Consider the following 26643-nt stretch of genomic DNA (forward strand, 5'->3'; position numbering starts at 1 on the left):
CTTGTTCTGGCGCGGCGCGGGCATCCCGCGCCCGCGACAGATCGTTTCGGTCCAATTACTCTTTGATGGTGACGACGATGCCGGCACCGACGGTGCGGCCGCCTTCACGGATGGCGAAGCGCAGCTTCTCTTCCATGGCGATCGGCACGATCAGCTCGACGTCGACGGTGATGTTGTCGCCGGGCATCACCATCTCGGTGCCGGCCGGCAGCGTCACGATGCCCGTCACGTCGGTGGTGCGGAAGTAGAACTGCGGACGGTAGTTGGTGAAGAACGGCGTGTGACGGCCGCCCTCGTCCTTGGTCAGGATGTAGGCCTCGGCAACGAACTTCTTGTGCGGCTTCACCGAGCCCGGCTTGGCCAGAACCTGGCCGCGCTCGACGCCCTCGCGGTCGATGCCGCGCAGCAGCGCGCCGATGTTGTCGCCGGCCTGGCCCTGGTCGAGAAGCTTGCGGAACATCTCGACGCCCGTGCAGGTCGTCTTGGCCGTCGGACGGATGCCGACGATCTCCAGCTCCTCGCCGACCTTGACCACGCCGCGCTCGACGCGCCCGGTCACCACCGTGCCGCGGCCCGAGATCGAAAACACGTCCTCGATCGGCATCAGGAACGGCTTGTCCAGCGGACGAACCGGCGTCGGGATGTAGGCGTCGACCTGAGCCATCAGCTCGCGGATGGCGTCCTCGCCGATGGTCTTGTTGGAGTCCTCAAGCGCGGCCAGCGCCGAGCCCTTGACGATCGGAATGTCGTCGCCGGGGAACTCGTTCTTGGTCAACAGCTCGCGAACCTCGAGCTCGACCAGCTCCAGAAGCTCGGCGTCGTCGACCTGGTCGACCTTGTTCAGGAACACCACGATCGAGGGCACGCCGACCTGGCGGGCCAAGAGGATGTGCTCGCGGGTCTGCGGCATCGGACCGTCGGCGGCCGAAACCACCAGGATCGCGCCGTCCATCTGGGCAGCACCCGTGATCATGTTCTTCACATAGTCGGCGTGGCCGGGGCAGTCGACGTGGGCATAGTGACGGTTGGCCGTCTCATACTCGACATGCGCCGTCGAGATCGTGATGCCGCGCGCCTTCTCTTCGGGCGCCGCGTCGATCTGGTCATAGCGCTTGTATTCGCCAAAATACTTCGTGATCGCCGCCGTCAGCGACGTCTTGCCATGATCGACGTGACCGATCGTGCCAATGTTCACATGCGGCTTGGTGCGCTCGAATTTACCTTTTGCCATGTGATGTCTCCATTCCTGCTTGCCCGTGCGGGGCTCAAATTAAGGTCTCGTGCAACCCGCTCGAGTTACGCGTATTTCTTCTGGACTTCCTGGGCGACCGCGGTCGGAACCGGTTCGTAGTGGTCGAACTGCATCGTGTACTGGGCGCGGCCCTGCGACATCGAACGCAGATTGTCGACGTACTTGAACATGTTGGCGAGCGGCACCATGGCGTTGATGACAACCGCCACGCCACGCGCTTCCTGGCCCTGGATCTGGCCGCGACGGCCGTTGAGGTCGCCGATGACGCCGCCGACATAGTCTTCCGGCGTCACGACCTCGACCTTCATGATCGGCTCCAGGAGCTGCACGCCGAGCCTCGGCGCCGCCTCTTTGAAGCAGGCGCGGGAAGCGATTTCGAACGCCAGCACCGAGGAGTCGACATCGTGGAAGGCGCCGTCGATCAACGTCGCCTTGACGCCGATCATCGGGAAGCCTGCGAACGGGCCGGAGCCCATGACGCTCTGGATGCCCTTCTCGACGCCCGGGATGTATTCCTTCGGCACCGCGCCGCCGACGATCTTGGACTCGAACACGAACTCTTCGCTCTCGGTGTTCGGCTCGAACACGATCTTGACGCGCGCGAACTGGCCGGTACCGCCGGTCTGCTTCTTGTGCGTGTAATCCTGCTCGTGGGTGCGGGTGATCGTCTCGCGATAGGCCACCTGCGGAGCGCCGACATTGGCTTCCACCTTGAACTCACGGCGCATGCGGTCGACGATGATGTCGAGATGCAGCTCGCCCATGCCGGCGATGATGGTCTGGCCGCTTTCCTCGTCGGTCTTGACGCGGAAGGACGGATCCTCAGCCGCCAGGCGATGCAGCGCGAGGCCCATCTTTTCCTGGTCGTTCTTGGTCTTCGGCTCGATGGCGATCTGGATGACCGGATCGGGGAATTCCATGCGCTCGAGGATGACCGGATGCAGCGGATCGCACAGCGTATCGCCGGTGGTCGTGTCCTTGAGGCCAGCCAGCGCGACGATGTCGCCGGCATAGGCTTCCTCGATATCGGCGCGCGAGTTCGCATGCATCTGCAGCATGCGACCAATGCGCTCCTTCTTGCCCTTCACGGTGTTGTCGAGCGAGGTGCCCTTGGTGAGCTTGCCCGAATAGATGCGGGCGAAGGTCAGCGAACCGACGAACGGGTCGTTCATGATCTTGAACGCCAGCATCGACAGCGGCTCGTTGTCGTCGGCGTGACGCTCGATCTCAGCATCGGTCTTGGCGTCCACGCCCTTGATCGCCGGCACGTCGATCGGCGACGGCAGGTATTCGACCACGGCGTCGAGCAGCGGCTGCACACCCTTGTTCTTGAAGGCCGAGCCGCAGAACATCGGGAAGAACTTGACCGCGATGGTGCCCTTGCGGATCAGCGCGCGGATCTCGTCGTTCGACGGCATGTTGCCTTCGAGGTAGTTCTCGAGCGCGGTCTCGTCCATCTCGACGGCGGCCTCGATCATTTTCTCGCGATACTGCGCGGCCTTCTCCTTGAGGTCGGCCGGAATCTCGACGATGTCCCAGGCAGCGCCCAGCGTCTCGTCACGCCAGACGAGCGCGTTCATCTCGACGAGGTCGACGACGCCCTTGAACTCGGTCTCGGCGCCGATCGGCAGCTGCATGACCACGGCCTGCGCGCCGAGGCGCGAGCCGATCATTTCCACCGAGCGGTAGAAGTCGGCGCCGATCTTGTCCATCTTGTTGCAGAAGATCATGCGCGGCACATGGTACTTGTCGGCCTGGCGCCACACGGTCTCGGTCTGCGGCTCGACGCCGGCGTTGGCGTCGAGCAGCGCGATGGCGCCGTCGAGCACGCGCAGCGAACGCTCGACCTCAATGGTGAAGTCGACGTGTCCGGGAGTGTCGATGATGTTGAAGCGGCGCATCTTGCCGTCACGACCCTTCCAGAAGGTCGTGGTCGCGGCCGAGGTGATGGTGATGCCGCGTTCCTGCTCCTGCTCCATCCAGTCCATGGTGGCAGCGCCGTCATGGACTTCGCCGATCTTGTGCGACTTGCCCGTATAGTACAGGACGCGCTCGGTCGTCGTCGTCTTGCCGGCGTCGATATGCGCCATGATACCGAAATTGCGGTAGTCTTCGATTTTGTATTCGCGGGCCATTGGGAGGTGCCTCTCAGTCTCGTTCGCGCTTTACCAGCGGTAATGCGCGAAGGCGCGGTTGGCTTCCGCCATCTTATGGGTGTCTTCACGCTTCTTGACGGCGGTGCCGCGGTTGTTGGCCGCGTCCATCAGCTCGCCGGAGAGGCGGTCGACCATGGTGGTCTCGTTGCGGTTGCGCGCGGCGGCGATCAGCCAGCGGATGGCCAGCGCCTGACGGCGCTCGGGGCGCACGTCGACCGGAACCTGGTAGGTGGCGCCGCCGACGCGACGCGAGCGCACTTCCACATGCGGCGCGACGTTGTCGAGCGCCTGATGGAAGACGGTGACCGGCTCCTGCTTGGTCTTGGCCTGGACCTGGTCCAGCGCGCCGTAGACGATCGTCTCGGCTACCGACTTCTTGCCGTCATACATGACGGCGTTCATGAACTTGGTGACGATCAGGTCGCCGAACTTGGGGTCCGGGTTGATCTCACGCTTTTCTGCACTGTGACGACGGGACATGGCTCTTGTCTCTCAATCTCGGGGCACGGCGCAGTCAAAAAAAGCGCCGAAGCCGGAAACCCTTACTTCGGACGCTTGGCACCGTATTTCGAACGGCGCTGCTTGCGGTTCTTCACACCCTGCGTGTCGAGCACGCCGCGGATGATGTGATAGCGGACGCCCGGCAGATCCTTGACGCGGCCACCACGGATCATGACCACCGAGTGCTCCTGAAGGTTATGGCCTTCGCCCGGGATGTAGCCGATCACTTCGAAACCGTTGGTCAGGCGAATCTTGGCGACCTTGCGCAGCGCCGAGTTCGGCTTCTTCGGCGTCGTGGTGTAGACGCGCGTGCAGACGCCCCGCTTCTGCGGGTTCTGCTGCATGGCCGGGACCTTGTTGCGCTTCACCGGCGCCAGGCGCGGCTTGCGGATCAGCTGGTTGACGGTAGGCATTAAACCCTCTTGTCTCTCAATTCCGTGTCTTGCCCTGTCAGGGCCGCTCAAAGCGTCATTTCCATACGCGAATTCGGGCAACACACCGCGTCTCGCGGTCCTGCCCGAACAAATTGCAGAGGAAGCGGAAGCCGCTTCATGCGCGCCGGAAATGTCTTTTCGCTCGTAAAACGAACCCTGTTTGAGGCAAACTCCAAGGCGCGTCGCCTCGGAAAGGCAAGTCTCACATCGGTTCTGACGGGGCGGCTTCTACTCGCAAGGTCGCTATCCGTCAACCCCGGAACGGCAAATATTGCGCCCGATCCGGAGCTTGGCAGCCATGCGAAAAACGCATGTAATTTTCTTGCGCCTTTTTTCAAGGACGAGGAAGAAAGTGACCGGCTTCCGGCTGTCTTCTCAGCCGGCTTCGTGCAAGAAGGCGGCATGAATGGCAAATCCCCCCTCTTCCGGAGGAATCAGCCCGTGAACGACAATGAAGAGCGTCCGGTCACCATCATCACCGGCCGGGTCTGGCGGCGCAAGGGCGGCAAGCCGGAAGGCGTGCATGTGATGCTGGTCGCGCCCGACGATGATTCTGCCGTGCGCCGCGCGCTCGAATCGCTCGCGGCCGAAGGATTCGCGGAAGCCGAGCTGGACCAGATCGGCGACATGGAGGGCGCGCCCGACGAAGAGCCGCATCTATCGGCTTATCAGGGCGCGCTGGAGGGCGAAGTGTCGATCGTCACCTTCGACGAACCGGTCTGATTCCCGAAGGCGATCGCGAGATCGCGATGCGTCTGGCTTGCCGGACCCTTTTTGTCTTGCCTAAAGCGCATCGCGATCTTTCAGATTCGCTCAGCGCGCTTTAGGTTTTGATTTTGCGCATGTCTTCGCCCCGAAACCGGTTCCCACTCTCGGGAGACATGCTTTAGAAACATCCACCTCTTCCAATCCTCGGAGTTCCCATGACCAGCAATCCCACCAGGCTCGGCCCCATCAAGCTCGGCATAGTCGGCGTGGGAAAGATCGTCCGCGACCAGCATCTTCCCGCCCTGGCGAAGGACGCCAACTACCAGCTTGCCGCCGCGGCCAGCCGCCACGGCAAGGTCGATGACATCCCGAACTATCCGACGATCGAGGCGATGCTTGACGCCGAACCCGGCCTGGAAGCCGTCTCGCTCTGCATGCCGCCGCAGTTCCGCTACGACGCGGCGCGCACGGCGCTCGAAGCGAGGAAGCATGTCTTCCTGGAGAAGCCGCCAGGCGCAACCGTCAGCGAGGTCGAAGACCTCAAGGCGCTTGCCGTGAAGAACGGCGTCTCGCTTTTCGCCAGCTGGCATTCGCGCTATGCGCCGGCGGTCGAAGCCGCGCGCGCCTTCCTCGCCTCGGCCAGGATCAGCTCGGCCGCCATCAACTGGAAGGAAGACGTGCGCCGCTGGCACCCGAACCAGGAATGGATCTGGGCGCCGGGTGGTTTCGGCGTGTTCGATCCCGGCATCAACGCGCTGTCGATCGCCACCCACATCCTGCCGCCGATGTTCATCACCTCGGCCGTTCTCGACTTCCCCGAGAACCGCGCGTCGCCGGTCGCGGCGCATGTCAGCTTCCGCACCTCGAACGGGCTGCCGGTGACGATGGAGCTCGACTGGCTGCAGACCGGTCCGCAGAGCTGGGACATCCTGGCCGAGACCGACAAGGGCAAGATGGTGCTTTCGGGCGGCGGCGCAAAGCTCGCCGTCGACGGCAAGATCGTCCATGACGAGCCGGAAGCCGAATATCCGATGCTCTACAAGCGTTTCGCCGAGATCGTGCGGGCCGGCGTCTCCGACGTCGACCTGGCACCGCTGCAGCATGTCGCCGATGCCTTCATGCTCGGCAAGCGCAACGTGGTCGAGGCATTTTTCGATTGAGTTGACGGGACTGGCGGGCCCGTCAGTCCACGATGGCGATGGCGAAGCCGTCATAGCCCTTGGCGCCGACGGTCTGGATGGCGGTGCCGTCCAGCCGCTTTTCGCTGCCAATGAAGGAAAACGCTTCGCGGGCGCCCTCGACATTGGCATCGCCGCTGTCCTTCTTCACGACCGCGCCGTCGCGGATGACATTGTCGCAGACGATCACAGTTCCGGCGCGCGACAGCCGCATCGCCCAATTCAGGTAATTCGGGTTGTTCGGCTTGTCGGCATCGATGAAGATCAGGTCGAACGGACCGGCATTTTCGCTGCTCAACTCGGTCAACGACTGAAGCGCCGGGCCGAGGCGCAGTTCCACCTTGTCGGAAACCCCTGCCCGCTCGAAGTTCAAGCGTGCGACTTTGGCGTGATGCGGGTCGAGCTCCAGCGTCACGACCTTGCCGTCTGCAGGCAATCCCCTTGCCATCCAGATGGTTGAATAGCCGCCAAGCGTGCCGATCTCGAGCACCTTTTTCGCACCGCGTATCCGCACCAGCAGCGACAGAAGCTTGCCTTGCGCGGCGGAGACGTCGATCGCCGGCAGGCCCTGGTCCCGGTTGGTTGCCAGCACCGCGTCGAGGGCGGGATCGGTCTCGAAGAGCGAGGAAACAATGTAGTCGTCGACAGCCGTCCAGGTCCTGCTGCTCATGGTTCTCTTCCTCGCTGAGCCAAAATGCGGAAAGGGGCCACGCGGGCCCCTTTCCTTCTTTTCTTCTCGTCCCGCGCTTACTGCGCGGCATTGACCATGTTGGTCAGCATCGGCTCGGCGACCTCGACGCCCGAGGCCTTGCGGCGCTCGTCGATGATGAGCTCGTCGCGCGAGGTGGCGATGCGCCGGATCTGGCTCATCGTGCCGCCGGTGCCGGCCGGGATCAGACGGCCGACGATGACGTTTTCCTTCAGGCCCTGCAGCATGTCGGTCTTGCCGGCAACCGCAGCTTCGGTCAGCACCCTGGTCGTCTCCTGGAAGGAGGCGGCCGAGATGAAGGACGGCGTCTGCAGCGAGGCCTTGGTGATGCCGAGCAGCACCGGCTGGCCTTCGGCCGGCTTCTTGCCGTCCTCGATCAGCCGCTCGTTGACCTCTTCCAGCTCGATCACGTCGACGTGGTCGCCCGGGATGTAGGTCGAGTCGCCCTGCGTGGTGATCTCGACCTTCTGCAACATCTGGCGAACGATCACCTCGATGTGCTTGTCGTTGATCGACACGCCCTGCAGGCGGTAGACTTCCTGGATCTCGTTGACGAGGTAGGACGCAAGCGCCTCCACGCCCTTGATGGCCAGGATGTCGTGCGGCGCCGGGTTGCCGTCGAGGATGTAGTCGCCCTTCTCGATGACGTCGCCGTCCTGGAGGTGGAACGGCTTGCCCTTCGGGATCAGGTACTCGACCGGCTCCAGCGTCGAGTCATGCGGCTCGATGATGATGCGGCGCTTGTTCTTGTAGTCGCGGCCGAAGCGGATCGTGCCATCGATCTCGGCGATGATGGCGTGATCCTTCGGACGGCGAGCCTCGAACAGTTCGGCCACGCGCGGCAGACCACCGGTGATGTCCTTGGTCTTGGCGCTTTCCATCGGGATACGCGCAAGCACGTCGCCCGGACGGACATGGGCGCCCGGCTCGACCGAGAGGATGGCCTCGACCGAGAGCAGGAAGCGCGCATCGCCGCCCTTCGACAGCTTGCCCACCTTGCCCTTGGCGTCCTGAACGACGATCGCCGGCTTCAGGTCGCTGCCGCGCGGCGTCGAACGCCAGTCGATGACCTCGCGCTTGGTGATGCCGGTCGACTCGTCAGCCGTTTCCTGAACGGAGATGCCGTCGACCAGATCCTCGAACGCCACCTTGCCCTCGATTTCGGTGAGGATCGGGCGGGTGTAAGGATCCCACTCGGCGATGCGCTGGCCGCGCTTCACCTTGTCGCCATCGTCCACGAAGATGCGCGAACCGTAGGCGACGCGGTGCGTGGCGCGCTCCTTGCCGGTCTCGTCGAGGATCAGGACCGCCATGTTGCGGCCCATGACCATCTGCTGGCCGTCGGAGTTGCGTACCACGTTGCGGTTGCGGATCTCGACCTTGCCCTCGTAGGAGGCTTCAAGGAACGAAGAGTCCACCACCTGCGCGGTGCCGCCCATGTGGAAGGTGCGCATGGTGAGCTGGGTGCCCGGCTCGCCGATCGACTGCGCCGCGATGACGCCGACAGCCTCGCCCTGGTTGACAGGCGTGCCGCGGGCAAGATCGCGACCGTAGCAGACCGCGCAGACGCCGGTCCTGACCTCGCAGGTCAGCGCCGAGCGGATGCGCACCGACTGCACGCCGGCCTTCTCGATCTGCTCCACGTCGCGCTCGTCCATCAGCTTGCCGGCCTTGACCAGCAGTTCGCCGGAAACCGGGTGGCTGATGTCGTCGAGCGCCGTACGGCCCAGCACACGCTGACCGACCGAAGCGACGATCTGGCCGGCATCGACGATCGGCTGCATGGTGAGGCCCTTGTCGGTGCCGCAATCCACCGAATTGACGATGCAGTCCTGCGCCACGTCGACCAGACGACGGGTGAGGTAACCCGAGTTCGCCGTCTTGAGCGCGGTGTCGGCCAGACCCTTGCGGGCGCCGTGGGTCGAGTTGAAGTACTCGAGCACGGTGAGGCCTTCCTTGAAGTTCGAGATGATCGGCGTCTCGATGATCTCGCCCGAAGGCTTGGCCATCAGGCCGCGCATGCCGGCGAGCTGGCGCATCTGGGTGGGCGAACCGCGCGCACCCGAATGCGACATCATGTAGATCGAGTTCATCGGCTTCTGACGGCCGTTGTCCTCGAACTCGACGGCCTTGATGCGGGCCATCATCTCGTCGGCGACCTTTTCCGAGCACTTGGCCCAGGCGTCGACCACCTTGTTGTACTTCTCGCCTTGGGTGATCAGGCCGTCATTGTACTGCTGCTCGTACTCCTTGGCCAAAGCCTCGGTGTCGGAGACCAGCTTCAGCTTGGTGTCCGGGATCAGCATGTCGTCCTTGCCGAACGAGATGCCGGCGCGGCACGCATGGGCGAAGCCGAGGGCCATGATGCGATCGCAGAAGATGACCGTCTCCTTCTGACCGCAGTGGCGGTAGACGGTGTCGATCATCTTGGAGATGTTCTTCTTGGTCATCTCCTGGTTGGCGGTCTCATAGGGCACGTTGACGTTCTTCGGCAGCAGCTCGCCGATAATCATGCGGCCAGGCGTGGTGTCGTAGATCTTCGACACGACCTTGCCGTCGGCGTCGACCGTGCGGAAGCGGCCCTTGATCTTGGCGTGCAGCGTCACGGCCTTGGTCTCCAGCGCATGCTGGAGCTCGCCCATGTCGGCGAACACCATGCCTTCGCCCGGCTCGTTCTGGTTGACGATCGACAGATAGTAGAGACCGAGAACCATGTCCTGCGACGGCACGATGATCGGCGCGCCGGAGGCCGGGTGCAGGATGTTGTTGGTCGACATCATCAGCACGCGGGCTTCGAGCTGCGCTTCCAGCGACAGCGGCACGTGGACCGCCATCTGGTCGCCGTCGAAGTCGGCGTTGAAGGCCGTGCAGACCAGCGGATGCAGCTGGATCGCCTTGCCTTCGATCAGGATCGGCTCGAACGCCTGGATGCCGAGGCGGTGCAGCGTCGGCGCGCGATTCAAGAGCACCGGATGCTCGCGGATGACCTCGTCGAGGATATCCCAGACCTCCGGACGCTCCTTCTCGACCAGCTTCTTCGCCTGCTTGACGGTCGAGGAGAAGCCCTTGGCGTCGAGGCGGGCGTAGATGAAGGGCTTGAAAAGTTCCAGCGCCATCTTCTTCGGCAGGCCGCACTGATGCAGCTTGAGCTCCGGACCGGTCACGATGACCGAGCGGCCGGAATAGTCGACGCGCTTGCCGAGCAGGTTCTGGCGGAACCGGCCCTGCTTGCCCTTCAGCATGTCGGACAGCGACTTCAGCGGACGCTTGTTGGCGCCGGTGATGACGCGGCCGCGGCGGCCGTTGTCGAAGAGCGCGTCGACGGCTTCCTGCAGCATGCGCTTTTCGTTGCGCACGATGATGCCCGGCGCGCGCAGCTCGATCAGCCGCTTCAGGCGGTTGTTACGGTTGATGACGCGGCGATAGAGGTCGTTGAGGTCGGACGTCGCGAAGCGGCCGCCATCCAGAGGAACCAGCGGGCGCAGGTCCGGCGGGATCACCGGAACCACCTTCATGATCATCCATTCCGGACGGTTGCCGGATTCCATGAAGTTCTCGACGACCTTGAGCCGCTTCAAGAGCTTCTTCTGCTTGAGCTCGGACGAGGTCGAAGCCAGCTCCGAGCGCAGGTCGCCGGCGATCTTCTCCAGGTCCATGCCGGCAAGCAGGTCGTGGATGGCCTCGGCGCCGATCATGGCGGTGAACGAATCCTCGCCATACTCGTCGACGGCCAGCATGTACTCTTCCTCGCTGAGCAGCTGATGCTCCTTCAGCGCGGTGAGGCCGGGCTCGGTGACGATGTAGTTCTCGAAGTAGAGGACGCGCTCGATGTCCTTCAGCGTCATGTCGAGCAGCGTGCCGATGCGCGAGGGCAGCGACTTCAGGAACCAGATGTGGGCGACGGGCGCGGCGAGCTCGATATGGCCCATGCGCTCGCGGCGGACGCGCGACAGCGTGACTTCGACGCCGCACTTCTCGCAGATGACGCCCTTGTACTTCATGCGCTTGTACTTGCCGCACAGGCACTCATAGTCCTTGATCGGACCGAAAATGCGCGCGCAGAACAGACCGTCACGCTCCGGCTTGAAGGTGCGGTAGTTGATGGTCTCCGGCTTTTTGATCTCGCCGAACGACCAGGACAGAATCTTCTCAGGGCTGGCGAGCGAGATCCGGATGGAATCGAACACCTGCGCAGGCGCCTGGGGGTTGAAGAGATTCATGACCTCTTGGTTCATGCCGTTCTCCTTTTCGGGGTCCTCGAAAACCCCTTGCATCGAGCGCGGACCGAATGCCCGCAGACTGGCCGGCCTGACCGGCCGAGAATTTGAGGGGCGCGCCGCGTGGTTTTGCGGCGCGCCATTGCCTTACTCGGCTGCGCCCCTATTCGGCAGCATCTGGCAGCCGGACCTGGGCTTCGTCGAACTTGGTGTTCTCCAGTTCGACATTGAGGCCGAGCGAGCGCATTTCCTTGACGAGAACGTTGAAGCTCTCGGGGATGCCCGCTTCGAACGTGTCGTCGCCTCTGACGATCGCTTCGTAGACCTTGGTGCGTCCGGCGACGTCGTCCGACTTCACCGTCAGCATCTCCTGCAGCGTGTAGGCGGCGCCGTAGGCTTCGAGCGCCCAGACCTCCATCTCGCCGAAGCGCTGGCCGCCGAACTGCGCCTTGCCGCCCAGCGGCTGCTGGGTGACGAGCGAGTACGGACCGATCGAGCGCGCGTGGATCTTGTCGTCCACCAGGTGGTGAAGCTTGAGCATATAGATGTAGCCCATCGTCACCTTGCGATCGAACGGCTCACCGGTGCGGCCGTCATAGAGCTGCGACTGACCGCTGGTGTGCAGGCCGGCCTGCTCCAGCATGGTGTTGATGTCGGCCTCGTGCGCGCCGTCGAACACCGGGGTCGCGATGGAGACGCCGCGGCGCATCTGCTCGCTGAGGCGAACGATGCTCTCGTCGTCGTAGTTGCGGATCGGCTCGTTGCGGTCGTTGGAAGGCATGAAGCTTTCCAGCGTCTTGCGCAGCGGCTTGATGTCGCCGCCCGACTTGTAGGCGTCGATCAGTTCGCCGATCTTCCTGCCCATGCCGGCGCAGGCCCAGCCAAGATGCGTCTCCAGGATCTGGCCGACATTCATGCGGCTCGGCACACCCAGCGGGTTGAGCACGATATCGGCATGCGTGCCGTCCTCGAGGAAAGGCATGTCCTCGACCGGAACGATGCGCGACACGACACCCTTGTTGCCGTGACGGCCGGCCATCTTGTCGCCCGGCTGCATCTTGCGCTTCACCGCCACGAAGACCTTGACCATCTTCATGACGCCCGGAGGCATCTCGTCGCCGCGCTGCACCTTCTCGACCTTGTCCATGAAACGCTGCTCGAGCGCCTTCTTGGAGTCGTCGTACTGGCCGCGCAGCGCTTCCAGCTCGCTCTGGAGCTTCTCGTTCTCCACGGCGAACTGCCACCACTGCGAGCGCGGATACTCGTCGAGCGTGTCCTTCGACAGCTTCGAGCCCTTCTTGAAGCCCTTCGGTCCGGCGATCGCCTCCTTGCCGACAAGCATGTCGGAAAGGCGCGAGTAGACGTTGCGGTCGAGGATCGCCTGCTCGTCGTCGCGGTCCTTGGCCAGGCGCTCGATCTCCTCGCGCTCGATCGCCATGGCGCGCTCGTCCTTCTCGACGCCGTGGCGGTTGAAGACGCGCACTTCGACGACCGTGCCGAAGGTGCCCGGAGGCATGCGCATGGAGGTGTCGCGAACGTCGGACGCCTTCTCGCCGAAGATGGCGCGCAGCAGCTTTTCTTCCGGCGTCATCGGGCTTTCGCCCTTCGGCGTGATCTTGCCGACCAGGATGTCGCCCGGCTGCACTTCCGCGCCGATATAGACGATGCCGGCCTCGTCGAGGTTCTTCAGCGCTTCTTCCGAGACGTTCGGAATGTCGCGCGTGATTTCCTCCGGCCCGAGCTTGGTATCGCGGGCCATGACCTCGAACTCCTCGATATGGATCGAGGTGAAGACGTCGTCGGCCACGATGCGCTCGGAGAGCAGGATCGAGTCCTCGTAGTTGTAGCCGTTCCACGGCATGAACGCGACCAGCACGTTGCGGCCGAGCGCCAGATCGCCGAGCTCGGTCGACGGACCGTCGGCGATGATGTCGCCCTTGTTCACCCGGTCGCCCACACGCACCAGCGGACGCTGGTTGATGCAGGTGTTCTGGTTCGAACGCTGGAACTTCATCAGCCGGTAGATGTCGACGCCGGACTTGCCAGGGTCGAGATCTTCCGTGGCGCGGATGACGATACGGGTGGCGTCCACCTGGTCGACCACGCCGCCGCGGCGGGCGCCGATGGCGGCGCCCGAGTCACGGGCGACGACCGGCTCCATGCCGGTGCCGACGAACGGCGCCTCGGCGCGCACCAGCGGCACGGCCTGACGCTGCATGTTCGAGCCCATCAGCGCGCGGTTGGCGTCGTCGTTCTCGAGGAACGGAATGAGCGCCGCTGCCACGGACACCATCTGCTTCGGCGACACGTCCATCAGGTCGACGTTCTCGCGCGGCGCCATCATCACCTCGCCGGCATTGCGGCAGATGACGAACTCGTCGACGAAGCTGCCATGCTTGTCGAGCTCGGCATTGGCCTGCGCGACATGGTGCTTGGCCTCTTCCATCGCCGACAGATAGACGACTTCGTTGGTCAGCTTGCCGTTGACGATCTTCCGGTACGGGCTCTCGATGAAGCCGTACTTGTTGACGCGCGCGAAAGTCGCGAGCGAGTTGATCAGGCCGATATTCGGGCCTTCCGGGGTCTCGATCGGGCAGATGCGGCCGTAATGCGTCGGGTGCACGTCGCGCACCTCGAAGCCGGCGCGCTCGCGGGTCAGACCGCCCGGTCCAAGCGCCGACAGCCGGCGCTTGTGGGTGATCTCCGACAGCGGGTTGGTCTGGTCCATGAACTGCGACAGCTGCGAGGAGCCGAAGAACTCGCGCACGGCGGCGGCCGCCGGCTTGGCGTTGATCAGGTCCTGCGGCATGACCGTGTCGATCTCGATCGAGGACATACGCTCCTTGATCGCGCGCTCCATGCGCAGCAGGCCGACGCGGTACTGGTTCTCCATCAGCTCGCCGACCGAGCGCACGCGGCGGTTGCCGAGATTGTCGATGTCGTCGATCTCGCCCTTACCGTCGCGCAGTTCCACCAGCGTCTTGACCACGGCCAGGATGTCTTCCTTGCGCAGCACGCGCACGGTGTCCTCGGCCTTGAGCTCGAGGCGCATGTTCATCTTGACCCGGCCGACGGCCGACAGGTCATAGCGCTCGCTGTCGAAGAACAGCGAGTTGAACATGGCTTCGGCGGTCTCGAGCGTCGGCGGCTCGCCCGGACGCATGACGCGATAGATGTCGAACAGCGCGTCCTGGCGACTCTCGTTCTTGTCGACGGCCAGCGTGTTGCGGATGTAGGCACCGACATTGACGTGGTCGATGTCGAGGATCTGGATCTCGTCCTCGCCGGTGCCGAGCAGCACTTTCAGCGTCTTGTCGTCGATCTCGTCGCCGGCCTCGAGGAAGATCTCGCCGGTGGCGTAGTTGACGATGTCCTCGGCCAGGTAGTTGCCGAGCAGGTCCTCGTCGGTCGCCTTGATCGCCTTCAGGCCCTTTTCGCCGAGCTGGCGGGCCTGGCGGGCGGTGATCTTCTTGCCGGCCTCGACGACGATCTCACCCGTGTCCGCGTCGACCAGGTCGCCGACGGCCTTGAGGCCGCGGAAACGCTCGACGTTGAACGGGATGCGCCAGTGGTCGCCGGCGCGCTTGTAGGTGATCTTGTTGTAGAAGGTCGACAGGATCTCCTCGCCGTCCATGCCGAGCGCCATCAAGAGCGACGTCACCGGAATCTTGCGGCGGCGATCGATGCGGGCGTGCACGACGTCCTTGGAGTCGAACTCGATGTCGAGCCACGAGCCGCGATAGGGAATGACGCGCGCGGCAAACAGAAGCTTGCCCGACGAGTGCGATTTGCCCTTGTCATGGTCGAAGAAGACGCCCGGCGAGCGGTGCATCTGCGAGACGATGACGCGCTCGGTGCCGTTGACGATGAAGGTGCCGTTCGACGTCATGAGCGGCATGTCGCCCATGTAGACGTCCTGCTCCTTGATGTCCTTGATCGACTTGGCGCCGGTATCCTCGTCGATATCGAACACGATGAGGCGCAGCGTCACCTTCAGCGGCGCGGCATAGGTCAGGTCGCGCTGACGGCATTCGTCAACGTCGAATTTCGGTCCTTCGAACTCATACTTCACGAATTCCAGCATCGAGGAGCCGGAAAAATCGGAGATCGGGAAGACTGACTTGAAAACAGCCTGCAGTCCTTCGTCAGGACGACCGCCCTTGGGCTCGTCCACCATCAGGAACTGATCATAGGATGCCTTTTGAACCTCGATCAGGTTCGGCATCTCCGCAACTTCCGGGATCTTTCCGAAGAACTTGCGTACGCGTCTGCGGCCATTGAAAGTCTGGGTCTGGGCCATCGTCGCTCCTTAGCTCAAAACTCGGGACGAACCTCGCCGCGGTTCGCCTTGCACCAACGGGCCGCCTCGCCGGCTGCCCCTGTCTGTTTTTCCGGCTGCCGGTCCAATTGCTTGGCGGCTGCCGGCTAAAACGGGAGAAAACCCGTTTCCTGAAGGCCGCTTCCGGCCCTCAGGAAAGAGGTTTTCAAACGCCTCGCGCAACGCATGCCTCCCTTCGTCAAGGGAGGGGGGCGGACGGCGCGAGACCGTCCGCCCTCGCCTGTTACTTCAGCTCGACCTTGGCGCCAGCTGCTTCCAGCTGAGCCTTGAACTTGTCGGCGTCGGCCTTGGAAACGCCTTCCTTGACCGGCTTCGGAGCCGCTTCGACCAGGTCCTTGGCTTCCTTGAGGCCGAGGCCGGTGATGGCGCGGACTTCCTTGATGACGTTGATCTTCTGGGCGCCGGCGTCGGCGAGAACGACGTCGAATTCCGTCTTCTCTTCGGCCGGAGCGGCAGCAGCGCCAGCACCACCAGCAGCAGCGGCAACAGCCACCGGAGCGGCGGCCGAAACGCCCCACTTCTCTTCCAGGAGCTTCGACAGCTCGGCCGCCTCGAGGACGGTCAGCTTCGAAAGGTCATCTACGATCTTCGCGAGATCAGCCATTTGTATATTCCTTTACTAGGTTCGAACGTGTGTTGTTGACAGCGAGGAACGGCCTCATGCCGCCTCGTCCTTCCGGGCGTAAGCGCCGATGACACGCGCGACCGAAGCCGCGGGCGCATTGACGATCTGGGCGATCCGGGTTGCCGGCGTGGCGATCATGCCAACCAGCTTGGCGCGCAGCTCGTCGAGCGACGGAAGTGTGGCGAGTGCCTTCACACCGTCGGCATCGAGCGAGGTCGAGCCCATCGCGCCGCCGAGAATGACCAGCTTGTCATTCCCCTTGGCGAAATCGGACGCGACCTTCGGCGCCGCAACCGGATCCTCCGAATAAGCGACCAGCGTCTGTCCCTTGAACAGATCGATGATCGATGCGGAGTCCGTGCCCTGAAGAGCGATCTTGGCGAGACGGTTCTTCGCGACTTTGACGGTGCCACCGGCGGCGCGCATCTTCGACCGAAGGTCGTTCATTTGCGCGACGGTGATACCGGCGTAGTGGGCCACGACGACTGAACCCGCGATCGAGAACGCTTCGTTCAGGCCCGTGACGAGTTCGCGTTTTTCCGCTCTGTCCACTGCCTATCTCCAGTTGACCCCTGCCTCATTCACGAGGTCAGAAGTCGGGTTGCCTTTTGCCGGCCGGGCCATCCAAAAAATGGATCTCCCGAACGGCGCTCGAGGATCCTGCCCCCTTTCGCCACACCTACGGCCAAGCCGGCGATGCGCTGACAAAAGGCAAACACGGTTCGAACCTTTCATTGGAGCTTGTCGCTCCTTTGTCGGGTCTTCACCCGTCTCATGCAGGCCCATGCGAATTAAGGCTTTTGGGCCGCCTGCAATCTCGGACAGGATATCCGGAAACCTTTCGGCTTCCGGGGTACCGGGCCGCCGACGGATCGGCGGTCCGGAATTCTTCTTTGTTGGAGCATGATCTTTTCCGAAAACCGGTTCCCACTTTTCGGGATCATGCTCTAGCGACCGGCCGAAGCCGGTCAGGCGACACTTACGACGCGGCGAGCGTCGCGATGTCGAGCTTGAGGCCGGGGCCCATCGTCGAGGTGACCGACACCTTCTTGACGTAGTTGCCCTTAGCGCCGGCGGGCTTTGCCTTGTTCACCGCATCGGCGAAGGCCCGGACATTTTCTTCCAGCGCCTTGACGTCGAACGAGACCTTGCCGACGCCGGCCTGGACGATGCCGGCCTTCTCGACGCGGAACTCGACGGCGCCGCCCTTCGAAGCCTTGACGGCGGCCGCGACATCGGGGGTCACGGTGCCGACCTTCGGGTTCGGCATCATGCCGCGCGGGCCGAGCACCTTACCCAGACGGCCGACCAGCGGCATCATGTCCGGGGTGGCGATGCAGCGATCGAAGTCGATCGTGCCCTTCTGGACGATCTCGACAAGGTCCTCGGCGCCAACGATATCGGCGCCGGCGGCCTTGGCTTCCTCGGCCTTGTCGCCGCGCGCGAACACCGCGACGCGAACCGAGCGGCCGGTGCCGTTCGGCAGGTTGACCACGCCGCGGACCATCTGGTCGGCATGGCGGGGATCGACGCCGAGGTTCATCGAAATCTCGACGGTCTCGTCGAACTTCACCGTGGACCGGTCCTTGAGCAGCTGCAGCGCCTCGTTGAGGGCGTAAGCCTTGTTCGGATCGATGCCTTCGCGACTCTTGGCAACTCGCTTTGCAATCTTTGCCATGATCTTAGCCCACCACTTCCAGGCCCATCGAGCGGGCGGAACCCTCGACCATGCGCATGGCCGCCTCGACGTCGTTTGCGTTCAGGTCCTTCATCTTCTGCTCGGCGATCTGGCGCACCTTGTCGCGCGAGATCGTGCCGGCCTTCACCTTGCCCGGCTCCTTCGAGCCCGACTTCAGATTGGCGGCCTTTTTCAGGAAGTAGCTCACCGGCGGCGTCTTCATGACGAAGGTGAACGACTTGTCCTGGTAGTAGGTGATGACGACCGGGATGGGCGAGCCCTTCTCCAGCTCCTGGGTCTGCGCGTTGAACGCCTTGCAGAACTCCATGATGTTGATGCCGCGCTGACCAAGCGCCGGGCCGATCGGGGGCGACGGCGTGGCCGAGCCCGCGGCAACCTGGAGCTTGAGCTGGCCTGCAACTTTCTTAGCCATCTCTATTCCTGCCTTTTCTCATGCCGGCCCCACCATCTGGGAAATGCCGGCGGTTGCAGTCTGGTGGTGCGGTTCCCGCGGCCGGCTAAGCCGCTTTCGCCTCCCACCCGTTGATGGCAGCGCTTTGCTTCGCGCCGCCGACCCCTTTTGCCTGTCGACTGAGGGATCTTCGGATCAGCCCTTTTCGACCTGTCCGAATTCCAGATCGACGGGCACCGCGCGCCCGAAGATCGAAACTTCCACCTTGAGGCGCGCCCGCTCCTCGTCCACTTCCTGGACGAAGCCGTTGAACGACGCGAACGGACCGTCCGACACGCGGATCGCCTCGCCGATCTCGAAGGTGACCGACGGCTTCGGCCGCTCGACGCCTTCCTGAACCTGGTTCAGGATGCGCTGCGCCTCGGTCTCGGTGATCGGCACCGGCTTGGAGTCGCCGAGGAAGCCGGTGACTTTCGGCGTGTTCTTGACCAGCGAGAACACGGCGTCCGTCAGGTTGGCCTTCAGAAGCACATAGCCCGGGAAGAACTTGCGCTCGGCATCGACCTTGCGGCCGCGGCGGATCTCGACGACCTTCTCGGTCGGCACGACGATCTGCTCGATCTCGCCGGACAGGCCCTTCTGCTTGGCCTTGTTCTCGATGTCCTCGGCGACCTTCTTTTCGAAGTTCGAATAAGCGTGGACGATGTACCACCGCGCAGTCATTTCACGACCTCTCCGTAATCGCCGAACTTAATGTCCGAGGCCCAATATCCACTCGATCGCATAGCCCATGGCTATGTCGGCGGCGAAAAAGAAGATCATGGCGATGACCGCGAACACCAGGACCATCACCGTCGAGATCATGGTCTCGCGGCGCGAGGGCCATGTCACCTTGGCCGTCTCCGCACGAACCTGCTGGAGAAAGGTGAAAGGATTAGTGGTTTTCGAAGCCATGTGCCGCCTGTCTTCGAGACCCGTTGGCCGGGCCTCCTGGATGATCCCGCTGGCCGGGACGTGCCGCCTGGGCTTCGTGCCGGCGCCGAATCAGCGCCACCATTTCGCCCACGCAAATCAGACGCGTAAAGCCGGCTTCCCAGCTCCACGCGTCGCGTGTCTGTTCAGTCTACATAAAACCGATTCTTGGTCCACGCAAGTGGCAAGTGTTCCGCTTTATGTTCGAGCGCCGCCTCGGAACCATCCAGTCGTTCCGTTCCGGCTATGCGAGGCCTTATGCCCCAGTTTTCCCTATATGGCAAGCCACCCGCCTGTTTTCAACGGCGAAGCAACCGGCACTTGGGAGATGGCACGGGCAGCAGGGCTCGAACCTACGACCTGCGGTTTTGGAGACCGCCGCTCTACCAACTGAGCTATGCCCGTATACGGGCGCTGCTATTTCACAAAGCTGATGAGAACTCAAGTGCCCTTTTGAGGCGTGTCGACCGGAAGTGGCGGTCGCTGCCATCCAAGCCACAAGGCCCAGATGCAAATCACGAGCTCAAGCCCAAAAGTCCAGTTCAGAACGAAGCTCAGCACCCAGTTCCCGTATCTGGCCGGAACGATCACGATCTCAAAAGGATGATGGCTGAAGGGCGCCAGCCACATGATCGGCGATACCACCGTGTCGAGCGCCATGTGCAGCATGGCTCCAGCAAATAAGACGGCGATCAATGGCAGATGCAATGAACCGAGCAACCGGCCGACCGACAGGCTTACGGACCCAATCGCTGCCCAGAACAACGGCCAATGCGTGATGTAGGCGTGGTGGTGAATGCGACCGAAATCGATCAGATGGAAATAGAGCATGTCGATGTCCGGGATGACGCTGCCGAGCATTGCAGCAGTCACGATGCCAGGCTCATCCCGCCACCGTCTTCGCGCGAATTTTCCCAGAATATAGCCCGAAGGGAGATGGGCGATCAGCATGCAAGGCCGTCCCGCATTGATGCGGGGACCGTGCCGTGTCTTTGCGGCGTCATCTTCTCGTAATTTTGCAGAAACCCAGCATCTTCCGCTACGATTTCCCCGCCGGCGGCTTGTATGGCCCGCCAGGTACGCCCCAGCCCCAGGCCGGCATCGGCTCGGTCTCCGGGTCGCAGGTCTCGCCGAGATTGGAATTCATCTTCGCCAGGCGCGATCCCCATTCGACATAGCCCATGAAGGCTGAACGGAATTCGGGGTCGTCGGGAAGGCCGACTTCGTCCGCCGCGTCGGCCAGGAGATTGATCCAGCGCCGCCGCTGCTCCTCGCTCAGGTGCTTGCCGAGATGATGCATGACCATCTCGCGGTGGCCGCCACGCTTTTCGCTGTAGGTCTTCGGTCCGCCAAAAACCTCGCCGATGAAGGCGGCGACATGCGCGGGATGATCCGGCGACATATGCCTGAACACCGGACCGACGATCGGGTCCAGGGCCACCTTGTCGTAAAAGGTCTGCGTCAGCCGGTTGAGCGCTTCCGCGCCGCCGGCCCATTCGAACAAAGTCGGGATATCCTCGCTCATCGCTGGTCCTCCTCGAGCCTATCCGCCTCGACAGGCCGCGGAGGATAACGCAAGCCCTCCCCGGCTCAACCTGCCTCGATGGCCAGCTGGCGCATCCGCGCTTACAGCTTCGCCGGCGCCTCCGCCTCGGCATTGGCGGACGGCAGAACACGGCAATTGTCGGGCTTGGGCGACGACCTGCAGATGGTGGCGCCCGTCAGCGCGTCCACAGATTGGCGTCCGGTCGTCAGCCCGAACTTCTGCAATTCGTCCTGGCTGAGCTCCCGGTGGCTCGCATACTGGGCTGACTGCATCGCGGCGAACAGGCCCGAGCCGACGGCCATCTCGTCGAGATAGGCCCTCACCTTTTCCTCCATGCCCATCGAATGCACGCGGAAATGCGCATTGGCGCCAACCAGGCGCCGGGCGCCGCCGGCGATCATCACCGCGCAGGCGGCGTCGCATTCGGCGCCTGCATCGATGGTGAGACCGGCATGGAGGCCGTTGTCGATGCAGCCCGGCGCGCCGGGGTCGCAATCGAGAAAGGCCGTGCGGGCGACCGCGACATCCAATCCGCGCTCGCGGATCAGCCGGCCGGCGGCAAGCGCGCCCTGCACGTCGCCGCCCGGCGAGTTGACCACGACGGGCAGCCGGCGTCCGCCGGCCGTATCGAGCAGCTCGCGCAGCCTGTCCGGCGTGCCGGCGGCAATCGTCCCTTCCGCCGAAATCCATTCCGGGCAGTCGGGATTGCAGAGCGGGTTGCTGCCGCGAACCAGCACGAAGCGCATCTCCTGTTCCGGCTTGAAGGATGGTGCAGCCTCTACCGATTGAGGAGAAGTCGGCTTGACCTCGACGGTTGCAACCTCGGCCGGCTTGGCGTTGCCGTCCGTCGGTGTTTCCCTGCAGTTCGCCGGCACGGGACTGCGTTGGCAAATGGTCTTCCCGGTTAGAAGGTCGAGCGTATCGAGGCTGGTGACGAGCTTCATCTCCAGCATATCCTCGGGCTCTATCTGCCTTATGTCGGTTGCTGGCGTCGCCTTCATCACGTCCAGCACGCCCTGCTCGACGCCCATTTCCCTCAGATAGCCGGACAGCCGTTTCTCGACCGCCTTGCTCATCTCATAGGTCTTGTAGCTGCCTGCATTCTTGCGGCTGACGATCTTGGTGCTGATGACCTTCTTCTTGCCGTTCACAATTCTGTAGGTGGTGCGGTAGAGCAGCTTTTCGCGGTGATAGGTCGTGGTGATCTGATGGACGCCAAGAAAGGCCCACTCGCCGACGACGCGGCGCATGCCTCCGGAAAACATCAGCGGACAGGCCGAGTTGCACATGGCGCCGCTGTCATAGGCGATGCCGAGATAGGGCGCGGCCTTGCTGTCATCGTCCCGGCAGTTCTTCATATCCGGCGAGCAGCCGGAAAACTCCGTCGTGCCCACGGCGATGTCGAGCTTGTTCTTGCGGATCATGCGGCCGAGCTGGATCGCGGCATCGACATTGCCGCCAGGAGAATTGACCACGACCGGCAACTGCCGGCCGCCGAGCGTCTTCAAGAGGCGCCTGAACAGCGCCGGCGTGCCCGCCTCGATGGTGCCTTCCGCCGAAATCCATTCCGGGCAATTGGGTTCGCAGCCCGGCGCGCTGCTGCGTACCACGGCAAAGCGCATCGTCGGACCGAGATCGGGCGCCTGTTCCTTGGCCTCCACGACGAAGCTGGCCGAGCCGATCGCGGCGGCCAACCCCAGACGGAAGAGCCCGCGCCACCACCGAATGCTGTCTAAACGGCGTTCCCGAACCACGCTTTGCAAAGCCCCCACGGGTGCAACCCATACTAGTTGCGGCGAGGCCGCTTGCAACAGTTTTGAAAGACGTGCGCAATTACCGGATGACAACCAGTCGCATACTCCGCGCCGATTATGGTTTCATGTCCGACGGTGCGTAAGGGCTGGTCGGCACGCCCGAACGCAAAGCCGGCCACGCCGTCCCGCCAGGGCCACCACAAGCCTCGCCGAGGCTGGGGTTCGTCGCAACTATCCGCGTTCCGCCATTTCCGTCTGCACAGAGTACCATCTCTAGGTGGGATTCAGCAGCACCGGATGAGCCAACAGGGTCAGCAGCACTGGTTGCTCGCGCAGGCCCATCCGCTGGGGCCTGTATTTCCCTGCAGTTTTCCGGCATCGGACTGGCCCGGCAGATACTTGCCCCAGTTAGCAGATCGAGAGAATCCAGGCTGGTAACCAGCTTCATCCGAAGCATGCTCTGCGACTCCAGTTGGTGGATTGCGCTGGCCGGGGTGTTCTTCATCGTCACCAGCACGCCCTTCTCAACGCCCATCTCGCTGAAATAGCCGGCGAGTTTTTTCTCCAGCGACTTGCTCATCTTGTAAGTCTTGTAGCCGCCGGCATTGTCCTGGGTGATGGTTTCTGTGGTGACCATATATTTTTTGCCATGCACGACGCGATAGGTGGTGCGATATTGGCGTCTGGTGCGGACATAGGTCGTGGTGATCTGATGGACGCCGAGAAAGGCCTGGTCGCCCACCAGACGTCGGACGCCGCCAGCAAACATCAGGGGACAAGCGGAATTGCACATGGCACCGGCATCGAAAGAGTCACCGCGATAATGAATGATCACTCCTTCGGAATATGTTGTGCAGTTCGAAACACTGCGATCGCACTGCGTCTTGCCAACAGCGATGTCGAGCTTGTTCTTGCGGATCAGCCGGCCGAGTGCCAGCGCCGCATTAACATCGCCGCCGGGAGAATTGACGACGATTGGCAATTTTCGTCCATCGAGTATTTTGAGGACGCGCTTGAACAGAGCAGGCGTATCGGCCTGGATCGCGCCTTCGGCCGATATCCATTCCGGACAGGTCGGCTCGCAACCCGGTGCATTGCTGCGGACAAAAGCGAACTGCATCGTCGGGCCGAAATAAGTGGGCGTATCCTCCGCAGATGCCCCATTGCCCATGACCAGCATTGAGACCAGGCAGATCAGTCGCAGTGACCACCATGCACGACCATACAAACGGTGTTGCAAAACCATTCGAGTCCCCCCTCGATACAACCTATACTAGACGAGGTTCAAAGGCTCGCAACAGGGATCGTCCGATAATACGGACGCGATCGCTGGACCAAAGAAAAAGGGCGGCCCGAAGACCGCCCTTTCCTTTCGAACCGGCGAATGCCGGATCGATTATTCCTTGATGGTGACGACGATGCCGGCACCGACGGTGCGGCCGCCTTCACGGATGGCGAAGCGCAGCTTCTCTTCCATGGCGATCGGCACGATCAGCTCGACGTCGACGGTGATGTTGTCGCCGGGCATCACCATCTCGGTGCCGGCCGGCAGCGTCACGATGCCCGTCACGTCGGTGGTGCGGAAGTAGAACTGCGGACGGTAGTTGGTGAAGAACGGCGTGTGACGGCCGCCCTCGTCCTTGGTCAGGATGTAGGCCTCGGCAACGAACTTCTTGTGCGGCTTCACCGAGCCCGGCTTGGCCAGAACCTGGCCGCGCTCGACGCCCTCGCGGTCGATGCCGCGCAGCAGCGCGCCGATGTTGTCGCCGGCCTGGCCCTGGTCGAGCAGCTTGCGGAACATCTCGACGCCCGTGCAGGTCGTCTTGGCCGTCGGACGGATGCCGACGATCTCCAGCTCTTCGCCGACCTTGACCACGCCGCGCTCGACGCGCCCGGTCACCACCGTGCCGCGGCCCGAGATCGAGAACACGTCCTCGATCGGCATCAGGAACGGCTTGTCCAGCGGACGAACCGGCGTCGGGATGTAGGCGTCGACCTGAGCCATCAGCTCGCGGATGGCGTCCTCGCCGATGGTCTTGTTGGAGTCCTCAAGCGCGGCCAGCGCCGAGCCCTTGACGATCGGAATGTCGTCGCCGGGGAACTCGTTCTTGGTCAACAGCTCGCGAACCTCGAGCTCGACCAGCTCCAGAAGCTCGGCGTCGTCGACCTGGTCGACCTTGTTCAGGAACACCACGATCGAGGGCACGCCGACCTGGCGGGCCAAGAGGATGTGCTCGCGGGTCTGCGGCATCGGACCGTCAGCGGCCGAAACCACCAGGATCGCGCCGTCCATCTGGGCAGCACCCGTGATCATGTTCTTCACATAGTCGGCGTGGCCGGGGCAGTCGACGTGGGCATAGTGACGGTTGGCCGTCTCATACTCGACATGCGCCGTCGAGATCGTGATGCCGCGCGCCTTCTCTTCGGGCGCCGCGTCGATCTGGTCATAGCGCTTGTATTCGCCAAAATACTTCGTGATCGCCGCCGTCAGCGACGTCTTGCCATGATCGACGTGACCGATCGTGCCAATGTTCACATGCGGCTTGGTGCGCTCGAATTTACCTTTTGCCATAGTCTCTTTCCTTGGGCGGCCTTTGACCTTCAGTTCAGTCGAATGCGGGGCGATTAGCGACAACGGCCGAAAAACACAAGTGCCTTGTGGCTGAGCGTTCTGGCGCTCGACCCGAACCTATGATCCGATTTCAGGATATGGCGCGGATATAGGATTGCCGCAGACGAATTCAAATGGGCGTGGTTCAACGCCTCGGCTCCTCATCAACAGCTTTCCGCGGATAGCAGCAAGATCGACCGGAACTGGCCCATTGCCGCGGCGACGCGCCTCTGATTTCTTCGGCAAATGCAGTTCATTCCGGCAAATATCCACGGTCCGCTGTTCATGATCGTCTCGACGGGGTCCTACCTCGTCAACGACACGATGATGAAGCTCGCGACCGCAGGACTGCCGCCTTATGAGGTGCTTCTGCTGCGCGGCGCGGCCGCGACGCTGTGGGGCATGCCGCTGCTTTTCATGCTGGGCTACGGCAGGCAGATCCCGCTGCTATTCGAGCGCAAGGTGCTGCGCCGGAACGTTTGCGAACTGGCCGCGATCCTTTGCTACGTCGTTGCCTTGGCCAACATGCAGATCGCCGATTCGACGGCGCTGGGGCAGATCACACCGCTTATCGTGCTGGTCGGATCCTCGATCCTGTTCGGCGAGAAGATCGGCGCCGCACGCATGGCGCTGATCGGCCTCGGCTTTGTCGGCGCCGTCATGGTGGCGCAGCCGACGATGCAAGGTATTTCCATCTATGCCTTGCTGGCGCTCGGCAACGCGGCCATGGCCGCGGCGCGCGACCTCGCCGGGCGCAAGGTGGGCGCCGAGGTGCCCGGCATGATCGTCGCCATCTCTGCTGTCCTGGTGGTGCTGATCGGCTCAGGGATCGCGCATGTCGTTTCCGAGCAGTGGGTGGTGCCGGAGGGTCGCCACCTGGTGCTCATAGCCGGCGCCGGTCTGTTCCTGATCTTCGGCCATTTCTTCATCTTCATGGCCTATCGCGTCGGACCGACAAGCGCGGTGGCGCCCTTCTACTACTGCTTCACCGTCTGGGCGGTGATTTCCGGCTTGCTGGTGTTCGGCCAATTCCCGAATGCGCTTGCCGTCTGCGGCATCCTGCTGGTCATCGGCAGCGGCCTGGCCATCGTATCGCTAGACGAAAGACGGCGGCGTCTCGCGGTGGTCGCCTGAGACTGCCCTGTCCGTGGAGCCTGCCGCTCTACCGGCTTCCAGCGGGCGCCGGGCAGGGATCACTGGCCAATGCGCCGCCATACGATCGCGCGCCGCGACCGGGCCAAAACATGACGATCGCCCGCAGCCGGAAGGGCTGTGAGCCTATCCGCCTACAGCGTGCGCTTGCCGGAGAACTGGTGATAGGCCCACAGCACGACGACCGAGCCGATGACGGCGACGATCAGGCTCCAGATGTTGAGGCCGGTGACGCCCGATGCGCCGAAGGCGCTGAAGATCACCCCGCCGACGATGGCGCCGACGATGCCGAGCACAATGTCCATTATCATGCCCTGGCCGGTCTTGTTGACGATCTTGCTGCCGATGAAGCCGGCGACGACGCCGAGAATGATCCAGCTGATGATGCCCATTTTTTCC

At 63.1% G+C, this 26643-nt stretch carries 22 protein-coding genes and 1 tRNA gene; 3 read left to right on the forward strand and 20 right to left on the reverse strand.

Going from position 1 to position 26643, the window contains the following annotated elements:
- Positions 1 to 55 precede the first annotated feature (55 nt).
- From tuf (ABID26_RS10870) to rpsL, 4 genes are all read right to left on the reverse strand, one after another.
- Positions 56 to 1231, reverse strand: a complete 1176-nt coding sequence (gene tuf, locus ABID26_RS10870) for an elongation factor Tu (protein WP_066989565.1) — start codon at positions 1229 to 1231, stop codon at positions 56 to 58.
- Between the two features lie 65 nt (positions 1232 to 1296).
- Positions 1297 to 3387, reverse strand: a complete 2091-nt coding sequence (gene fusA / locus ABID26_RS10875) for an elongation factor G (RefSeq protein ID WP_126100237.1) — start codon at positions 3385 to 3387, stop codon at positions 1297 to 1299.
- Between the two features lie 30 nt (positions 3388 to 3417).
- Positions 3418 to 3888, reverse strand: coding sequence for a 30S ribosomal protein S7 (rpsG, locus tag ABID26_RS10880; RefSeq protein ID WP_027170372.1), 471 nt, complete (start codon positions 3886 to 3888; stop codon positions 3418 to 3420).
- A 62-nt stretch (positions 3889 to 3950) separates the two neighbouring features.
- Complete coding sequence (gene rpsL, locus ABID26_RS10885) at positions 3951 to 4322, reverse strand: 30S ribosomal protein S12 (protein WP_006202128.1); 372 nt, start codon at positions 4320 to 4322, stop codon at positions 3951 to 3953.
- 462 nt (positions 4323 to 4784) lie between these two features.
- On the opposite strand from rpsL, the gene ABID26_RS10890 reads away from it, so the two are divergent.
- Both ABID26_RS10890 and ABID26_RS10895 read left to right on the forward strand, forming a co-directional pair.
- Positions 4785 to 5066 carry a transcriptional regulator gene (locus ABID26_RS10890; protein WP_126100235.1) on the forward strand — a complete coding sequence of 94 codons (282 nt, stop codon included), beginning with the start codon at positions 4785 to 4787 and terminating at the stop codon, positions 5064 to 5066.
- Positions 5067 to 5266: 200 nt separating this feature from the next.
- Complete coding sequence (locus ABID26_RS10895) at positions 5267 to 6211, forward strand: Gfo/Idh/MocA family protein (protein ID WP_354415325.1); 945 nt, start codon at positions 5267 to 5269, stop codon at positions 6209 to 6211.
- 22 nt (positions 6212 to 6233) lie between these two features.
- On the opposite strand, the gene ABID26_RS10900 is transcribed toward ABID26_RS10895, so the two are convergent.
- From ABID26_RS10900 to tuf (ABID26_RS10970), 15 genes are all read right to left on the reverse strand, one after another.
- Positions 6234 to 6899, reverse strand: coding sequence for an O-methyltransferase (locus tag ABID26_RS10900; protein ID WP_354415327.1), 666 nt, complete (start codon positions 6897 to 6899; stop codon positions 6234 to 6236).
- Between the two features lie 77 nt (positions 6900 to 6976).
- The gene (gene rpoC, locus ABID26_RS10905; protein ID WP_292303510.1) at positions 6977 to 11173 is read right to left on the reverse strand and encodes a DNA-directed RNA polymerase subunit beta'; all 4197 of its coding nucleotides are present in this window, start codon (positions 11171 to 11173) and stop codon (positions 6977 to 6979) included.
- 145 nt (positions 11174 to 11318) lie between these two features.
- A complete protein-coding gene (rpoB, locus tag ABID26_RS10910; protein WP_126100231.1) occupies positions 11319 to 15455 on the reverse strand; it encodes a DNA-directed RNA polymerase subunit beta in 4137 nt (1378 codons plus the stop codon).
- Positions 15456 to 15717: 262 nt separating this feature from the next.
- Positions 15718 to 16098, reverse strand: coding sequence for a 50S ribosomal protein L7/L12 (gene rplL / locus ABID26_RS10915; protein WP_126100230.1), 381 nt, complete (start codon positions 16096 to 16098; stop codon positions 15718 to 15720).
- 54 nt (positions 16099 to 16152) lie between these two features.
- Positions 16153 to 16671, reverse strand: coding sequence for a 50S ribosomal protein L10 (gene rplJ, locus ABID26_RS10920; RefSeq protein ID WP_354415331.1), 519 nt, complete (start codon positions 16669 to 16671; stop codon positions 16153 to 16155).
- A 427-nt stretch (positions 16672 to 17098) separates the two neighbouring features.
- Positions 17099 to 17797, reverse strand: coding sequence for a 50S ribosomal protein L1 (rplA, locus tag ABID26_RS10925; RefSeq protein WP_126100228.1), 699 nt, complete (start codon positions 17795 to 17797; stop codon positions 17099 to 17101).
- A gap of 4 nt (positions 17798 to 17801) precedes the next feature.
- Positions 17802 to 18230 carry a 50S ribosomal protein L11 gene (gene rplK / locus ABID26_RS10930; protein WP_059189557.1) on the reverse strand — a complete coding sequence of 143 codons (429 nt, stop codon included), beginning with the start codon at positions 18228 to 18230 and terminating at the stop codon, positions 17802 to 17804.
- A gap of 174 nt (positions 18231 to 18404) precedes the next feature.
- A complete protein-coding gene (gene nusG / locus ABID26_RS10935; protein ID WP_059189556.1) occupies positions 18405 to 18932 on the reverse strand; it encodes a transcription termination/antitermination protein NusG in 528 nt (175 codons plus the stop codon).
- Between the two features lie 27 nt (positions 18933 to 18959).
- The gene (gene secE, locus ABID26_RS10940) at positions 18960 to 19163 is read right to left on the reverse strand and encodes a preprotein translocase subunit SecE (protein ID WP_040974128.1); all 204 of its coding nucleotides are present in this window, start codon (positions 19161 to 19163) and stop codon (positions 18960 to 18962) included.
- A gap of 347 nt (positions 19164 to 19510) precedes the next feature.
- Positions 19511 to 19586 (reverse strand) — tRNA-Trp (locus tag ABID26_RS10945).
- A gap of 36 nt (positions 19587 to 19622) precedes the next feature.
- Positions 19623 to 20132 (reverse strand): metal-dependent hydrolase, encoded by a 510-nt coding sequence (locus tag ABID26_RS10950; RefSeq protein WP_292303514.1) that lies wholly within the window; start codon positions 20130 to 20132, stop codon positions 19623 to 19625.
- A gap of 88 nt (positions 20133 to 20220) precedes the next feature.
- On the reverse strand, positions 20221 to 20706 hold the full coding sequence (locus tag ABID26_RS10955; RefSeq protein WP_292344914.1) for a group II truncated hemoglobin: 486 nt from the start codon (positions 20704 to 20706) through the stop codon (positions 20221 to 20223).
- Between the two features lie 101 nt (positions 20707 to 20807).
- Positions 20808 to 22481 (reverse strand): COG3904 family protein, encoded by a 1674-nt coding sequence (locus tag ABID26_RS10960; RefSeq protein ID WP_435528562.1) that lies wholly within the window; start codon positions 22479 to 22481, stop codon positions 20808 to 20810.
- A 115-nt stretch (positions 22482 to 22596) separates the two neighbouring features.
- The gene (locus ABID26_RS10965; RefSeq protein ID WP_292303517.1) at positions 22597 to 23727 is read right to left on the reverse strand and encodes a COG3904 family protein; all 1131 of its coding nucleotides are present in this window, start codon (positions 23725 to 23727) and stop codon (positions 22597 to 22599) included.
- 150 nt (positions 23728 to 23877) lie between these two features.
- Complete coding sequence (tuf, locus tag ABID26_RS10970; protein ID WP_066989565.1) at positions 23878 to 25053, reverse strand: elongation factor Tu; 1176 nt, start codon at positions 25051 to 25053, stop codon at positions 23878 to 23880.
- Between the two features lie 285 nt (positions 25054 to 25338).
- On the opposite strand from tuf (ABID26_RS10970), the gene ABID26_RS10975 reads away from it, so the two are divergent.
- Positions 25339 to 26226, forward strand: coding sequence for a DMT family transporter (locus ABID26_RS10975; protein ID WP_292301385.1), 888 nt, complete (start codon positions 25339 to 25341; stop codon positions 26224 to 26226).
- Positions 26227 to 26378: 152 nt separating this feature from the next.
- Here ABID26_RS10975 and ABID26_RS10980 read toward each other — a convergent pair whose 3' ends face one another.
- The gene (locus ABID26_RS10980) at positions 26379 to 26636 is read right to left on the reverse strand and encodes a GlsB/YeaQ/YmgE family stress response membrane protein (RefSeq protein WP_059184786.1); all 258 of its coding nucleotides are present in this window, start codon (positions 26634 to 26636) and stop codon (positions 26379 to 26381) included.
- Positions 26637 to 26643 lie beyond the last annotated feature (7 nt).

Source organism: Mesorhizobium shonense (assembly GCF_040545255.1).
GTDB classification, from domain to species: Bacteria; Pseudomonadota; Alphaproteobacteria; order Rhizobiales; family Rhizobiaceae; genus Mesorhizobium; species Mesorhizobium shonense.

Bases quoted from the DNA above. Each gene is read 5' to 3' on its own strand.
- ABID26_RS10895 (WP_354415325.1), top strand. From the start codon at position 5,267: ATGACCAGCAATCCCACCAGGCTCGGCCCCATCAAGCTCGGCATAGTC.
- rpsG (WP_027170372.1), bottom strand. From the start codon at position 3,888: ATGTCCCGTCGTCACAGTGCAGAAAAGCGTGAGATCAACCCGGACCCC.
- tuf (WP_066989565.1), bottom strand. From the start codon at position 1,231: ATGGCAAAAGGTAAATTCGAGCGCACCAAGCCGCATGTGAACATTGGC.
- rplA (WP_126100228.1), bottom strand. From the start codon at position 17,797: ATGGCAAAGATTGCAAAGCGAGTTGCCAAGAGTCGCGAAGGCATCGAT.
- fusA (WP_126100237.1), bottom strand. From the start codon at position 3,387: ATGGCCCGCGAATACAAAATCGAAGACTACCGCAATTTCGGTATCATG.
- ABID26_RS10950 (WP_292303514.1), bottom strand. From the start codon at position 20,132: ATGCTGATCGCCCATCTCCCTTCGGGCTATATTCTGGGAAAATTCGCG.
- ABID26_RS10975 (WP_292301385.1), top strand. From the start codon at position 25,339: ATGCAGTTCATTCCGGCAAATATCCACGGTCCGCTGTTCATGATCGTC.
- tuf (WP_066989565.1), bottom strand. From the start codon at position 25,053: ATGGCAAAAGGTAAATTCGAGCGCACCAAGCCGCATGTGAACATTGGC.
- secE (WP_040974128.1), bottom strand. From the start codon at position 19,163: ATGGCTTCGAAAACCACTAATCCTTTCACCTTTCTCCAGCAGGTTCGT.
- ABID26_RS10965 (WP_292303517.1), bottom strand. From the start codon at position 23,727: ATGGTTTTGCAACACCGTTTGTATGGTCGTGCATGGTGGTCACTGCGA.
- rpsL (WP_006202128.1), bottom strand. From the start codon at position 4,322: ATGCCTACCGTCAACCAGCTGATCCGCAAGCCGCGCCTGGCGCCGGTG.
- rplK (WP_059189557.1), bottom strand. From the start codon at position 18,230: ATGGCTAAGAAAGTTGCAGGCCAGCTCAAGCTCCAGGTTGCCGCGGGC.
- rpoC (WP_292303510.1), bottom strand. From the start codon at position 11,173: ATGAACCAAGAGGTCATGAATCTCTTCAACCCCCAGGCGCCTGCGCAG.
- ABID26_RS10900 (WP_354415327.1), bottom strand. From the start codon at position 6,899: ATGAGCAGCAGGACCTGGACGGCTGTCGACGACTACATTGTTTCCTCG.
- nusG (WP_059189556.1), bottom strand. From the start codon at position 18,932: ATGACTGCGCGGTGGTACATCGTCCACGCTTATTCGAACTTCGAAAAG.
- rplL (WP_126100230.1), bottom strand. From the start codon at position 16,098: ATGGCTGATCTCGCGAAGATCGTAGATGACCTTTCGAAGCTGACCGTC.
- ABID26_RS10980 (WP_059184786.1), bottom strand. From the start codon at position 26,636: ATGGGCATCATCAGCTGGATCATTCTCGGCGTCGTCGCCGGCTTCATC.
- ABID26_RS10955 (WP_292344914.1), bottom strand. From the start codon at position 20,706: ATGAGCGAGGATATCCCGACTTTGTTCGAATGGGCCGGCGGCGCGGAA.
- rpoB (WP_126100231.1), bottom strand. From the start codon at position 15,455: ATGGCCCAGACCCAGACTTTCAATGGCCGCAGACGCGTACGCAAGTTC.